The 12,924-nt window shown below is 53.0% G+C and carries 15 protein-coding genes; 9 read left to right on the top strand and 6 right to left on the bottom strand.

Annotated features, from left to right (window positions below; translation table 11 throughout):
• Positions 1-72: 72 nt before the first annotated feature.
• Positions 73-1,311: a PepSY domain-containing protein gene (locus tag DDY07_RS22780; RefSeq protein ID WP_171697567.1), complete on the bottom strand. Its 1,239-nt coding sequence runs from the start codon at positions 1,309-1,311 to the stop codon at positions 73-75.
• Between the two features lie 426 nt (positions 1,312-1,737).
• Here DDY07_RS22780 and DDY07_RS22775 point away from each other — a divergent pair, with 426 nt between their 5' ends.
• Together DDY07_RS22775 and DDY07_RS22770 are read left to right on the top strand one after the other, a co-directional pair.
• Entirely contained in the window at positions 1,738-3,345 is a 1,608-nt protein-coding gene (locus DDY07_RS22775; RefSeq protein ID WP_171697566.1) for a SagB/ThcOx family dehydrogenase, read from the top strand.
• A gap of 110 nt (positions 3,346-3,455) precedes the next feature.
• Complete coding sequence (locus DDY07_RS22770) at positions 3,456-3,851, top strand: hypothetical protein (RefSeq protein WP_171697565.1); 396 nt, start codon at positions 3,456-3,458, stop codon at positions 3,849-3,851.
• An 18-nt stretch (positions 3,852-3,869) separates the two neighbouring features.
• On the opposite strand, the gene mnmE is transcribed toward DDY07_RS22770, so the two are convergent.
• The 5 genes from mnmE to rpmH are packed head-to-tail and all read right to left on the bottom strand — an operon-like array spanning position 3,870 to position 7,652.
• A complete protein-coding gene (mnmE, locus tag DDY07_RS22765; RefSeq protein ID WP_171697564.1) occupies positions 3,870-5,210 on the bottom strand; it encodes a tRNA uridine-5-carboxymethylaminomethyl(34) synthesis GTPase MnmE in 1,341 nt (446 codons plus the stop codon).
• Positions 5,210-6,940 carry a membrane protein insertase YidC gene (yidC, locus tag DDY07_RS22760; protein ID WP_171697563.1) on the bottom strand — a complete coding sequence of 577 codons (1,731 nt, stop codon included), beginning with the start codon at positions 6,938-6,940 and terminating at the stop codon, positions 5,210-5,212. Before yidC ends, mnmE begins: the two co-directional genes overlap by 1 nt.
• Positions 6,941-6,942: 2 nt before the next feature.
• On the bottom strand, positions 6,943-7,167 hold the full coding sequence (yidD, locus tag DDY07_RS22755) for a membrane protein insertion efficiency factor YidD (RefSeq protein ID WP_081733834.1): 225 nt from the start codon (positions 7,165-7,167) through the stop codon (positions 6,943-6,945).
• The gene (rnpA, locus tag DDY07_RS22750) at positions 7,149-7,517 is read right to left on the bottom strand and encodes a ribonuclease P protein component (protein ID WP_171697562.1); all 369 of its coding nucleotides are present in this window, start codon (positions 7,515-7,517) and stop codon (positions 7,149-7,151) included. The genes yidD and rnpA overlap by 19 nt, the downstream gene beginning before the upstream one ends.
• Positions 7,518-7,652, bottom strand: coding sequence for a 50S ribosomal protein L34 (gene rpmH, locus DDY07_RS22745; RefSeq protein WP_020483365.1), 135 nt, complete (start codon positions 7,650-7,652; stop codon positions 7,518-7,520).
• 161 nt (positions 7,653-7,813) lie between these two features.
• Here rpmH and DDY07_RS22740 point away from each other — a divergent pair, with 161 nt between their 5' ends.
• The 7 genes from DDY07_RS22740 (at position 7,814) to DDY07_RS22710 (ending at position 12,920) form a co-directional block, all read left to right on the top strand.
• On the top strand, positions 7,814-8,206 hold the full coding sequence (locus DDY07_RS22740; RefSeq protein ID WP_171697561.1) for a glycine zipper family protein: 393 nt from the start codon (positions 7,814-7,816) through the stop codon (positions 8,204-8,206).
• A gap of 31 nt (positions 8,207-8,237) precedes the next feature.
• The gene (locus DDY07_RS22735) at positions 8,238-9,263 is read left to right on the top strand and encodes an inorganic phosphate transporter (RefSeq protein ID WP_171697560.1); all 1,026 of its coding nucleotides are present in this window, start codon (positions 8,238-8,240) and stop codon (positions 9,261-9,263) included.
• Positions 9,264-9,277: 14 nt separating this feature from the next.
• Entirely contained in the window at positions 9,278-9,919 is a 642-nt protein-coding gene (locus DDY07_RS22730; protein WP_171697559.1) for a DUF47 domain-containing protein, read from the top strand.
• Between the two features lie 174 nt (positions 9,920-10,093).
• Positions 10,094-10,702: a glutathione S-transferase N-terminal domain-containing protein gene (locus tag DDY07_RS22725; protein ID WP_211555157.1), complete on the top strand. Its 609-nt coding sequence runs from the start codon at positions 10,094-10,096 to the stop codon at positions 10,700-10,702.
• The gene (locus DDY07_RS22720; RefSeq protein WP_033159156.1) at positions 10,699-11,082 is read left to right on the top strand and encodes a ClpXP protease specificity-enhancing factor; all 384 of its coding nucleotides are present in this window, start codon (positions 10,699-10,701) and stop codon (positions 11,080-11,082) included. Before DDY07_RS22725 ends, DDY07_RS22720 begins: the two co-directional genes overlap by 4 nt.
• Before the next feature lie 191 nt (positions 11,083-11,273).
• Entirely contained in the window at positions 11,274-11,651 is a 378-nt protein-coding gene (locus tag DDY07_RS22715) for a 4a-hydroxytetrahydrobiopterin dehydratase (RefSeq protein ID WP_171697558.1), read from the top strand.
• 9 nt (positions 11,652-11,660) lie between these two features.
• Positions 11,661-12,920, top strand: coding sequence for a formylmethanofuran dehydrogenase subunit B (locus DDY07_RS22710; RefSeq protein ID WP_171697557.1), 1,260 nt, complete (start codon positions 11,661-11,663; stop codon positions 12,918-12,920).
• The last annotated feature ends 4 nt before the right edge of the window (positions 12,921-12,924 follow it).

Below are 12,924 nucleotides of genomic sequence, written 5' to 3'. Positions count from 1 at the left end.
AGCACAAAAGCTCCTCAACGGCGCGCAGGCACGCGCCGGAGTTTGTTAGTTCGTCATCTTGATGGGGAAACGCTAGATAGCGGCGGCTTTCAAACCGGCTCGACGCGCACGATTAGCTTTACGCTTTTTCAACCAATGGATCAGGCCGGTGACCATCATCACTAACGGCGCAAACCCCGCCACTAGTACCGCGATGCGCCCTGGAGTACCGAGAATCTCGCCGTTATGCAAAGGCAGTTGCAAATTGATAAAAGCGTTACCGGCGTTGAATTTTTTCGGGTCACGCACCGCCAAAATCGCGCCGTCGTATTGATCGACCCAAAAGCTGGTAGAGCCTTTGCTGCGCAGTTCGTCGGACTGGCGAGCAGAGACCATGTAGCTGCCGTTCTCACCGACCGGCAGGAAAATCCGTTGAATCTGAATCCCTGGATAAGCAGCTTGAATATTAGCCTTGACTATCTCCGGTTGAATTACCGTGCCGCCATTTGCTGTTGATTTGATGCCGCGCGGCATGTCTTCGAGAGGTGAGAAAAAGTTAACCGCCGGTTTAAAGAACTGGGGAAGATTGAAATATACCCCGGAGAAGGCCACTGCCAACATAACGATAGCCGTATAGATGCCGGTGGTTTTATGTAGATCGAAATTAAAGCGCGTGGCGCTGGCGTTACGTTTAATCAGAAAAGCCTGCTTGATTTTGCCGAGTTTCGGCCACCACAAATAAATGCCGGTAACCGTCAATACCAAGGTCAACAAGGAGGTAATTCCCATGACCAGCTTACCGAAATCACCCGCCAAAAGGCTGAAATGCAGGCGCAAAATAAATGTCATCAAGGCGTCGTTTCTATCCCGGTCGCCAAGCACCTGACCGGTGTACTGATTCACCATAACTTCGTGAAAGTGATGATTGTGGCCCTTGTGGCCCGGCATCGCCGCCGCTTGATAACGCACGATGAGCGCTTCGCTCGGGTCCTCCGGCATCTGTAGATGGGAGGGTGGCTCTGGAATGGGCGAGACGCGGTTCGCGATTGCCACTAAATCCGCAATGGGTAACCAGCGTTCGCCAACTGCTACTCTCATCATCTCCGGATTCAGCCACTTATCCAGAGTATGCTCGTAAACCAAGAGGCTGCCGGTAACCCCGGCAATCACCAATAGCGTACCCAACCACAAGGAAATATACAGATGCAATTTCAACAGACACTTGCGCAGAGTGATTTTCTTGAAAGCGGTTTTGAAATTGCCTAAAAAGGACCCCGAAACTAATTTGTCGGACAATTTTTGTTCCGACACAAAAGGATAACTTGTGGACATTGCGACGCTCCCGAACCTTTTAACTACGCTGAATAAATTAGTGCTGTCTACCCAGCACCCCATTCGGACCAAAGCGCAAGCTGGATGCTTGCAAAACTATCGAACCCAACGAAAGCAAAAACAAGACCACCAAAAAAATACCTATAAAAAACAGTGCTTTATAAAATTTTTCAGCAACAACAGCCACCCCTTACTATCGAAACTATGTTAATTAGCCGAGCGTCAGACGGGTATATAGTGGAAATCCACCAACACTTGCTTACCTTGAAGAACGCGAATATTTCTGTTGCGAGCCTGAGACTTTAAACCACCGGAAGGCAGCCTATTTAATCGCGGGAGATCAGGCACGAAACATGCTGAACATTGCTAATTTTCAGAAAATACTCCGCTCCATCCACACAGCATTGAATGTATAGAGAGAACCCAATGAACAACCTTGCAGACGCTGTCATTAGCTACCACAACCGAACCAAACACCAATTGAATGCCTACGCCAAAGGCCCGGAGTCTTTGGATTGGGACGATCAGCCCAATCCGTTTCGGCGTTTTAGCGGTTGTGAAGCGGTAAAACTGCCGCCACCTGGTGCCGAACTAAGTTGTTTGTTCGCGGACTTGGATAAACCGGACCGGATAGCGCCGCAGCCGTTAAACCGGACCAATCTGGGCCTGTTATTGGAATTATCGTTCGGCTTGTCGGCCTGGAAGCAGTTTGGTCCGGACCGCTGGGCTTTGCGCTGCAATCCGTCCAGCGGCAATTTGCATCCCACCGAAGCTTATGTGCTTTGTACCGATGAGGAGTTATTACAAGCTGGCGTCTATCACTACGTCAGTCACGATCATCATCTGGAGCGGCGCAGCCGGTTTACTGCGGAAACGGCGGGTAAAGAAGTCTATATTGGCCTTTCCTCAATTCATTGGCGGGAAGCCTGGAAATACGGCGAACGGGCCTTTCGCTACTGCCAACACGACATCGGTCATGCACTGGCCGCGCTGAGTTATGCCGCTGCCTGCTTGGGTTGGTCGATAGAATTGCTGAGCGAGACTGCCGATGCCGACATCGCCGCCTGGCTGGGGCTGGATCGCAGCGAGGATTTTGTCGCGACCGAACACGAAACGCCGGATTTATTCTGCCGGCTGCATGCCAGCCAAACGGCGGGCGGCAAGTTTTCCACCGCACATTTAGCAACACTTAGCCAAAGCGCCGAATGGTTCGGGAAGGCCGAGCGCTTGAGCGGCAGGCATTTTTACCGTTGGCCAATCATAGATGAAGTCTCCGCCCAAGCCGTCAAGCCGACGACAGTTGCCGAACGCTTAACCCTGCCGAACCTGGATTTACCGGCACCCAGCCACAATCTAACTGCCAGCGCGTTGATTCGCCAACGCCGCAGCGCGCAGCACTTTAACGGCAAATCCCCGGAGCTGCCCTTGGCCGATTTTCACAGAATACTGGCCGCGCTGCTGCCCAACGCCAAACCGCCGTTTACTGCCTGGAATTGGCCGGCGCAAGTCAATATCGTGCTATTCGTGCATCGGGTAGCCGGCCTGGAACCGGGCTTATACGTGCTGCCGCGCACGGCGGATGCGGCGGCGGAATTAAAACCACTTTGTTCCGCCGATTACGAATGGCAGACCGTCGAGGCACCGTTCGAATTTTATCGGCTGACGGCCGGCAGCGTCAGGCAAGCCGCAAAAACCCTGTCCTGCCACCAACCCATCGCCAGCGACAGCGCGTTCAGCTTAGGGATGTTGGCGCGCTTTGCCGACAATGTGGACACCGAAGCTTGGCGCTATCGGCGGCTGTTCTGGGAAAGCGGCCTACTGGGGCAGATTTTATACCTGGAAGCGGAAGCCGCTGGCGTGCGCGGCACCGGCATCGGCTGTTTTTTTGACGATGCGGTACACGGTGTGTTGGGTTTAAAAGATAACGACTGGCAAAGCCTGTATCACTTTACCATCGGCGAACCGCTGGACGACAGCCGGCTGCAAACCTTTCCGGCGTACGCGCATTTGAGCGAGTCGGCCGCCAGCGCCTGATTCGCTTGAGGTTTGGCAGCCGTGCGACAATCGTTGAAATATTTACGCAACAATCCCGCCGACAATGTTTAGAATCATGGTTTTACCCAGCCAACCACTAAAGGCCCGCCATGAGTTTTAAATCCAGCTTGATCCGTTTCGTCATCAAATTAACCCCCAACGCGCTGATCATTTGGGGGGCGAACATCATCATGAAAGGCATCGCCGAGTTGACGCAGTTCAACTTCGATCTCGATGCCCGCAAAGTGTATGTGCAAACCCGGCTATACGGCGAGGAACACACCATAGAAGTGACCCTGGAAGATTTTGCGGTATTCAACGACGGCGAGTCCTACCGTTTCATCATTCACCACGCCAGCTCCGACCGGCCTTGGCTGAACAACATCCTGACCAAATTCACCGGCAAAGCCTGGAAAATTCCGACCCTGCCGCTGTTTGCCGCGCAATTGGAATTGGTTGCCGAAGTCTTTAGCGCCAAGCCGGTGGTATTGGAGCAAATCGATTGATAAGTCCGCGTCAGTCGCTTACTTACCAATGCAAAAGCTGGAAAAAATCTCCCCCAATAGGTCGTCGGAGGTAAATTCGCCGGTGATGGCGGATAAGCTGGTTTGCGCCTGGCGCAATTCTTCCGCGACCAGTTCGTGGGCTTGATGCAGCAATTGCTCGGCGGCGCGGTCCAAGGCTTGCGCGGCAAGTTGTAAGGCCTGGATGTGGCGGGTTCTGGCGACAAATACGTTATCCGCACTTTCCGTAAAACCCATGCTTTGTTTCAGGTGTTGGCGCAGTAAATCCAGACCAAGTTTATGTTTGATGGACAAATGGATTTCGGTGCTTTGCTGAGTTTCCATGACCCTGGGTTGACCGCCGATCAGATCGATTTTATTGAAAACTTTGGTGACCGCAATGTTGGCCGGCAGGCTGGCATCCAAGCTGGCGCTGTCCGGGTCGGTGCTGTCTATCAACAATAAAATCCGGTCGGCCTTGGCGATTTCCTGGCGGGCACGGCGGATACCTTCCTGCTCGACCGGGTTATCGCTGTCGTGCAAGCCGGCAGTGTCAATGATATGCAAGGGCATGCCATCCAGTTGAATGCGTTCGCGCAGCACATCGCGGGTGGTGCCGGCGATGTCGGTGACAATCGCTGCGTCGTGACCGGCTAAGGCGTTTAGCAAACTGGATTTCCCGGCATTGGGCTTGCCCGCCAATACCACGGTCATGCCGTCGTGTAACAGTCGGCCTTGCTGGGCGGTTTTGCCGATGTCGGCGAGCTTGACTTGCAAGCGTGCTATGCGCCCCGCCACCACACCGTCGCCGAGAAAGTCGATTTCTTCGTCGACAAAATCGATGGCCGCTTCGATAAACACCCGCAGCTCGATCAACTCGTCTATCAGTTCGTTGATCTGTTCGGAAAACACGCCCTGCATGGATTGTTGCGCAGAGCGCACGGCTTGTTCGGTGCCGCTGCTGATCAGGTCGGCTATCGCTTCGGCTTGCGCCAGATCAATTTTGTTGTTTAGAAAAGCTCTTTGACTAAATTCGCCGGGGTTAGCCAAACGCGCGCCCAGTTCCAGCACCCGCCGCAACAGCATATCCAGCACCACGCTGCCGCCGTGGCCTTGCAGTTCGATAACCTGTTCGCCGGTAAATGAAGCCGGTGCGGCAAAATACAGCAGCAAGCCGCTGTCGATTACCCGGCCATCGGCATCAAGGAAGCTAGCAAATTGGGCGTAGCGGGGTTTGGGTAGGGTTTTACCGGTGAGGCTTTGGGCGATGCCGGGCGCGGATGGCCCGGAGATGCGAATGACGCCGACGCCGCCGTTACCGGGCGGCGTGGCAATGGCGGCTATGGTGTCGCCGCCTAGCATTAAGGTACTACGCTATGCTTGTGCGCATCCTCTTCAAGCACGTGTTTAGTGATATACCACTGCTGGATGATCGACAAGCTGTTGTTGCAGATCCAGTACAGTACCAAACCGGACGGGAAGAACAGGAAGAACACGGTGAACACGATAGGGAACATTTTCATCACCTGGGCTTGCAGAGGATCGATAGGCGCCGGATTCAAGCTTTGCTGAATCTTCATGGTGATGCCGTACAAAATCGGCAGCAGATAGAACGGGTCTTGCGCCGACAAATCCTGAATCCACAGGGCGAAATCGGCCTGACGCACTTCGACGGTCTCAATCAATACCCAATACAAGGAGATGAATACCGGAATCTGCACCATAATCGGCAAGCAACCGCCCAAAGGATTGACCTTTTCTTTTTTGTACATCGCCATCATTTCGGTGTTGAATTTCTGGCGGTCTTCACCATAACGCTCTTGCAGTTCTTTCAGGCGCGGCTGAATCTTGCGCATTTTGGCCATCGACTGAAAGCTGGCTTTCGACAGTTTAAAGAACAAGGCCTTGATGACAAAGGTGACGCCCAGAATCGCCACGCCCCAATTTTCGACATAACCGTAGATTTGGTTAAGTAGCCAATAAATACCTTTGGCGATCGGCGTCAACCAGCTGTAATCGACGGTGAGTTCCAGACCTGGCGCCAAAGCCTCCATGATTGGCTGAATTTTCGGACCTGCAAACAACTGACTGCTAAACACGGCTTCGCCATTGGCTGGAACCGTCAAATCGGGAGATAAGGAACCCACCTGGAAACGGGCATCCTTCAGATCGTTGGTGTAAAACTGGGCGTCCTGATCGGCGGGAGGAATCCAGGCCGCGGCAAAATAATGTTGGATCATGCCACTCCAACCGCCTTTGCTGTGCACATTTTCCTTGGCTTTGACGTCGTACTTGTCATCCGCCATATCTTCAAATTTGATTTTTTGGAATTTGTCTTTTTCGGTGTAAACCACACCGCCGGAGAATGTCCGAATAAAGCTGTTGTTGCTTTTGTCGCTGTACTGGGTTCTCACCAGTTGGTTGTACTGCTTGCCTGACCAGTCCTGAGCGGAATGGTTGCTGACCTTTTGCTCCAGACCAACGGCATAATTGCCACGTTTGAAGGTGTATGTTTTGGTGACCGTCAATCCCTGTGGATTAGTCCAGGTCAGGGGGATTCTCAGCTCGTCCTGACCGTCAAGCAACTGATATTCGGTTTTTTCGGCGGTGAACAGGCTTTTATGATCGGGAGCAGCCAAGGAATTGGCATTGGCAATCAGGCCGCTTTGGGCAAGGTACAGACTGTCGGGATTGCTGTCGAACAACCGAATCGGATTTAGGTTTTTCTCCGGAGGCGTCATGCCGATCAGGGCATAAGCTTTGTCGACTACGGTGTTGATTTTCTCGTGCGGATATTTCAACAAATCCAGATTGCGTAATGTGCCGCCCTGAGGATCAATTTCCAGCTCGAAAACATCGGTTTTGACTTTGATAACATTTTCAGCAGCTACTTGGGCGACAGTCGGCACCGCAGCAACCCGGGCATCTCCCGCCGTTTGTCCGGGGGACACTGTTGCTGCATCGCCAGCCAATACGGGTTTATCAGAAACCAGGGCCTGCGGCTTGGGGCCGTAATCGATCTGCCACGATTCCCACAGCATGTAGGAGATCATCAACATCGCCATGACCAGTACAAATCTTATGTTATCCATTGTTATTTACTCAATTTTTCCGGAACAGGATCAATGCCACCCTCATGAAACGGGTGGCATTTTAATAAGCGTCGAAGCGTGAGGTAAGAGCCTTTGAAAGCACCATGAATCTGGATTGCCTCTAAGCCATAACTTGAACAGCTGGGATAAAAACGACATCTGGGTCCCAGCAAAGGACTTATGAAGTATTTGTAAACCTTGATCAGGGTTATGAGCAGGAATCGCATCGATCTACCAGTTTATGCCAATGCCTTTCCAATGACTTCCTCAATATCGGCGAGGCTGCATTTGCTGCATCACCTCTTGCCAAAACAACAATATCAATGCCGACGATATGTTGACGCTGTAATCTAAAACTTTCCCTGACAGTCCTTTTAATGCGGTTCCTTGCGACTGCTTTTTTTATAGTTTTTTTTGCGATGGCCAAACCCAACCGCGGATGCGGCAGGATGTTGCGCGTCGCCAACACCGTAAAATATTTATCTGTCGATTTTACGGGATTGGTAAATACCTTTTTATATTCAGCGGGCGTCCCTAGCCGATACTGATCGGGAAAGCCGAAATCTTCCGCCGACAATTAAACCGTCAGCGATGCGCGGCCTTTAGCTCTGCGCGCATTGATCACTTTGCGACCGCCCACAGTAGCCATTCTGGCACGAAAGCCGTGAGTTCTAGCGCGTTTGATTTTGCTGGGTTGATAAGTTCTTTTCATGTGCTACTGCCTTTGGTGATAAAAACGGATAAAAAAGGCTGCGAATCATACGTGACAGGCTTGCCAGTGTCAATTTGACTTGTAAATTTCCAAAACAGTGCAAAATGGACTACTCTCTGGAACACTAACAATGCATTCAGCATTAATGAAGGAGACTTGTCATGCATAAATTACCGCTTAAATCGATTTTAGCAACCAGCCTGTTAGTCGCCGGTTGCGCCACCACCACCGGCTGGACTCCCACGGTGGACACCTATAACGATCCCAATGCGTTCCGTTTGAATCAAGACATGCAGGAATGCGAACAACTGGCTTCGCAGTCGTCCAGCACCGTTAAAGACACTGCCACCGGCGCAGCAGTTGGCGGCTTGATAGGCGCTGCGGGCGGCGCGGCCATTGGCGCGGTAGTCGGCAACCCCGGCACCGGCGCAGCCATTGGTGCAGCGGCCGGCGGTATCGGCGGCGGCGCTCAGCAAGGCATACAAGCCAACGACCGCTACAAAAATGCCTACCGCAACTGCCTGAGACAGCGCGGCCATAACGTCGTCAATTAATCCGCATTAAGCCGTCACTATTTTGGAGGCATTGGTTTCGTTTATCGGTGTTGCGATCATCATTGTGCTGGTATTCGATTACACCAACGGTTTTCATGATGCCTCCAATATCATTGCCAGCGTCATCGCCTCCCGCGCGATGACGCCGGTGCAGGCGGTTTTGGTGGTAGCAATCTTCGAATTCCTGGGGCCGCTGCTAGGCGGAACCGCCGTCGCCAATACAGTCGGCACCCTGCTGGATCTATCCTCCATTCCGAAAGCGGATGCGTTGTTAATTGTAGTCTCCGGACTTTTCGCCGCAGTATTCTGGAATTTGTTTACTTGGTGGCGCGGCTTACCATCGTCGTCGTCACACGCGCTGATGGGCGGCTTGATCGGCGCCACGCTAATCGGCATAGGCAGCAAACCCATAGATTGGGGATTCAACGCTTTAAGTGAAGGCCGCATACATGGCTTCAGTAAAATTTTACTGGCTTTATTGCTCTCGCCCGTCCTGGGCTTTCTGGTGGGCTTTATCATTCAGCGACTGACGATGTTCTTATTGCGGTCCGCATCGCCAAGCGTTAATCGGCAGCTGCGTAACGCCCAATGGCTGACCGCCGCCGCGCTGGCCTTTTCACACGGCGCCAACGACGCGCAAAAAAGCATGGGCGTGTTGACCTTGATTTTGTTACTTAGCGGGGAAATCGACAGCTTTAAAGTGCCAGGCTGGGTGATGTTGTTTTGCGCTTGCGCCATGACCGCCGGCGTGCTGACCGGCGGCTGGCGTATCGTGCGGACCTTAGGTTTTGCCATTTATAAAATCCGCCCAATCCACGCGCTAAACGCACAGCTGAGCGCATGCCTGACTATTTTCGGCAGCTCACTACTCGGCGCCCCGGTGTCCACGACGCACGTTGTAGCATCGGCCATCATGGGTATTGGTGCATCTGATCGCCCCAGAGCGGTACGCTGGGGAAAAGCCTTGGAAATTTTGCGAACCTGGCTGATCACCATCCCCGGCGCGGCCATGATCGCCTGCATCAGTTTTCTGATATTCGACTACTCTCTCAAATAGCCGCTGTAATCTTCATGTCATCTCCCAAGCTTTCACTGGCCTCCCGGCTGTTTCAGCGAATATTCCCGAAAACCGCCGACTTCTATCTATTGCTGCACCAACAGTGCCAGCAGGTCTGCGTCACCGTCGATAATCTCGTCCGTTTCATGGCCAGCGAATCAGTCGAAGCCGGCAAGATGTTGAAAGAAGACGAGCACGAAGCCGACCGAATCCGCATGCACAATCTGCACGAACTTAACAGCTCGTTTGCCACACCGATTGATCGCGAAGACATTTATCGCGCCATCGCCTCTATGGACAGCATCGTTACCTATTGCAAAAGCACGTATAACGAGATGGAAGCCCTGGAACTGAACCCCGACAGCCATTCGCAAGCGATGGTCATCGAGTTGCAAGTGGGCATCAAAGCACTGGAGCGCGGCTTCGCCGTATTAGGCAAAGCCCCCGCCGAGGCCGAGCAACACGCCTTTGCCGCCCGCCACTCGGAGCGCCGCATCGAGAAGATGTACCGCAAGGCCATCGCCGATTTATTCCAAGGCGATGACTACTTGAATATGTTTAAACAACGCGAACTTTATCGGCATTTGTCCAATGCCGCCGACAAGGTTCATGCCACCGCGAATGTACTGGAAGACATCATCGTCAAACTGGGCTGAATAGTGCGACAAGCCGTTTAAAATAGCCGGGTGCAGCCCGTTATTTTCAACGGCCGAATGCGTCCGGCATCGCCCCCAAAAGCCCCAACATCCATGCTACAATCTGCCCCGGTTTAAATCCTGTTACTCAAAGAGGTTCACTTCGTGGCAAACATCACCAGCCGAAAATCCGCAATGACTCTTTTTTCATCACCAGCCTGCATAATGAGCCACTGCGCCAGGCTAGTTGTATACGAAAAAGGCGTGCCAGCGGAAGTTGAGTTTTTCGACCCGAATGACCCGCCGGAAGATCTGCTGGAACTGAACCCCAACGGTAATGCCCCGACTTTCGTGGAACGCGACTTAGTGCTGTACGACGCCCGCATCATCATGGAATATCTGGATGAACGCTTCCCGCACCCCGCCTTGCACCAAATGGACCCGGTCTCCCGCGCCAACGCCCGGATGCTGATCAAACGCATCGATCAGGAGTGGTATCCGCTGCTGGATGACGTTCTGGTCAACGGCGACAAAAAAGCCGCCAAGGCTAAAAAACAACTCCGGGAAAGCTTACTGGCTGCCGCACCGGTATTTGAAGCGACACCGTATTTTATGAGCGACGAGTATTCTCTGATCGATTGTGCGATGGCGCCATTCTTGTGGCGACTTCCCAGCATCGGCATTGATATTGCCGGCCTAGGCAAAGGCATCACCGCCTACGCCAACCGACTTTTCTCCAGACGGGCTTTTCAAGAAAGCCTGAGCCGCGAAGAAAAAGACATGATGCAAGCCCCAAGCAAATGACCCCACTTAAACCCTATCTGATTCGCTCCATCTACGAATGGATCGTCGACAACAGCCTGACCCCCCATCTGTTAGTCAACGCCGACTACCCCGGCGTAACGCTGCCGGGCGACTTCGTGGAAGATGGCCGAATCGTACTGAATATGCGCCCGGAAGCCATTCAAGGTTTGGTGCTCGGCAATGAAGAAATCCAATTCAACGCCCGGTTTGCCGGCAAACCCATGCGCATTATCGCGCCGTGCAAAGCGGTGTTGGCCATCTATGCCAAGGAAAATGGCAAAGGTATGATTTTCGACCCGGAAGAGAATGAGGACGAAACCCCACCGACACCGACAGAACCCAAACCTCCGCAAAAACCGCAGTTAAGAGTGGTTAAATAGCAAACGCATGCCGAAAAGAATGCCTCTGCGCTGAGGCATTCCCTTAACCCGCCTAAACAAGCCAGTTAAAAAAAGCCCCCTCCAGTTGCCGACAATTGGCACTGAAATCCAGCCAAACACCTGTACACCGTAAAGACACCGACTAAACTGTGCGATAGAATGCCGAGTCACTTCAATCCGGGGGATAAACGATGTCGCACGATACTGCCAAGGTCTATAGCGAGACCGAAATCGCCGAACGTTTAGCACAGGAACTGCCGCACTGGTATTACGAAAACGGCTGGATCCGCCGCAAAATCAAGACCAGCGGCTGGAAAGCGACTTTAATGGTGGTCAACACCGTCGGCCACTTGGCGGAAAAAGCCTGGCACCACCCGGATTTAACTGTTTCCTATGCATTCGTGATCGTCAAGTTGGTCACGCATTCGGCAAAAGGCATCACCGATAAAGATTTTCTGTTAGCCCAAAAAATTGAGGACGTGTTGATGTGGGATGCGGCGGAAACTTCCGCCGGCATCCTGGAAGGCACGCCCAACGATCCACGATTCAAATATATTAAAAAAGATTGAGGACTTTCCATGACTGAAATAACCGAGGTACCCAGCCCTTTTTGCGGCATGGGTACCGACGACCTGAGCATACAGGTGGACGGCACAACCTTGAAAGTGACCGCAAACGGTTGCTCGGTTAATACACCGGCATTCGAACAAGCCATAGCGGACACCGTGCCGCGCATTGCCGGACAGGCAGCGAGTTTGGAAGCGGCGACCACTAAAGCTGCGGAATTGCTACGAAACACCCATCAACCTGTGATCGGCGGCTGCGCCACCGACGTCAACGGCATGCGCGCATTGCTGGCTTTAGCCGACAAAAGCGGCGCGGTGGTCGATAACCTCAATTTTAATATCGCACGCCGCAATTTACTGGCTTTGCAAGACTCCGGCTGGATGAATACCACATTAGCCGAACTTAAAAACCGTTGCGATTTATTGCTGATAGTCGGCACCGATCTGGAAGCTTTTGCCCCGCGCTTTTTCGAGAAGTATTTGTGGAATGAGGAAGCCATGTTCCTCGACAACACGGCAAACCGGGAAATTATTTATCTGGGCAAAGCACCGTCGGGAAACGCCTCAACCTCTCCTACCGGCCAAAAAGCCCGCGTACTACCTTGTGCCGACGCCGACTTACCGGATGTGGCTGCCGCATTGTCGGCCCTGGTTAAAGGCCACTTGCTAAACGCACAAAGCGTCGCCGGCATTGCCATTAGCGAGCTACAGCTTATCGCCGACAAACTGAAGGCCGCACAGTATGGCGTCATTCTGTGGGGCGCGGCGGCATTGGCATTCGATCAAGCCGAGCTAACCGTGCAAACGCTGTGCAATATCGTTAAAGACCTTAACCAAGCCGGCACCCGCTGCTCCGGCTTTCCGCTGGGCGGCAAGGAAGGCGACCAAACCGCCAACCAAGTCTGCGGCTGGACCACCGGCTACCCGGCGCGCGTCAATTTTGCCCGTGGTTACCCCGAGTACGATCCTTATCTTTACGACAGCCAAACACTGCTAAGTAACGGCGAAGCCGATGCCTTGCTGTGGGTTCAGGCCTTTAACAGCAGCGCACTGCCCCCAAAAACCCACTTACCGACTATCGTTATCGCTCGCTCCGGCATGAAGTTCGAGAAAGACCCGGATGTGTTCATCCCGGTCGGCACACCCGGCATCGACCATGCCGGCCACGCTTACCGCCTAGACAATGTGGTGGCGATCCGCCTGAAAAAATTGCGTGACTCCGGCCTGCCCAGTACCGCCGAAGTCCTGTCCGCTATCGAACAAGCCCTTTAGGACC

The sequence above is a fragment of the Methylomonas sp. ZR1 genome (assembly GCF_013141865.1).
GTDB lineage: Bacteria > Pseudomonadota > Gammaproteobacteria > Methylococcales > Methylomonadaceae > Methylomonas.
Note: the sequence above shows the minus strand (reverse complement) of the source record. Positions and strands in the feature narration are given on the sequence as shown.

What these genes read in the sequence shown, in the direction of transcription:
- DDY07_RS22715 (WP_171697558.1), top strand. Translation starts at nt 11,274, where the DNA reads ATGTCGCACGATACTGCCAAGGTCTATAGCGAGACCGAAATCGCCGAA.
- DDY07_RS22720 (WP_033159156.1), top strand. Translation starts at nt 10,699, where the DNA reads ATGACCCCACTTAAACCCTATCTGATTCGCTCCATCTACGAATGGATC.
- rpmH (WP_020483365.1), bottom strand. Translation starts at nt 7,652, where the DNA reads ATGAAAAGAACTTATCAACCCAGCAAAATCAAACGCGCTAGAACTCAC.
- DDY07_RS22725 (WP_211555157.1), top strand. Translation starts at nt 10,094, where the DNA reads ATGACTCTTTTTTCATCACCAGCCTGCATAATGAGCCACTGCGCCAGG.
- DDY07_RS22740 (WP_171697561.1), top strand. Translation starts at nt 7,814, where the DNA reads ATGCATAAATTACCGCTTAAATCGATTTTAGCAACCAGCCTGTTAGTC.
- DDY07_RS22710 (WP_171697557.1), top strand. Translation starts at nt 11,661, where the DNA reads ATGACTGAAATAACCGAGGTACCCAGCCCTTTTTGCGGCATGGGTACC.
- yidC (WP_171697563.1), bottom strand. Translation starts at nt 6,940, where the DNA reads ATGGATAACATAAGATTTGTACTGGTCATGGCGATGTTGATGATCTCC.
- DDY07_RS22775 (WP_171697566.1), top strand. Translation starts at nt 1,738, where the DNA reads ATGAACAACCTTGCAGACGCTGTCATTAGCTACCACAACCGAACCAAA.
- yidD (WP_081733834.1), bottom strand. Translation starts at nt 7,167, where the DNA reads ATGCGATTCCTGCTCATAACCCTGATCAAGGTTTACAAATACTTCATA.
- DDY07_RS22780 (WP_171697567.1), bottom strand. Translation starts at nt 1,311, where the DNA reads ATGTCCACAAGTTATCCTTTTGTGTCGGAACAAAAATTGTCCGACAAA.
- DDY07_RS22730 (WP_171697559.1), top strand. Translation starts at nt 9,278, where the DNA reads ATGTCATCTCCCAAGCTTTCACTGGCCTCCCGGCTGTTTCAGCGAATA.
- mnmE (WP_171697564.1), bottom strand. Translation starts at nt 5,210, where the DNA reads ATGCTAGGCGGCGACACCATAGCCGCCATTGCCACGCCGCCCGGTAAC.
- DDY07_RS22770 (WP_171697565.1), top strand. Translation starts at nt 3,456, where the DNA reads ATGAGTTTTAAATCCAGCTTGATCCGTTTCGTCATCAAATTAACCCCC.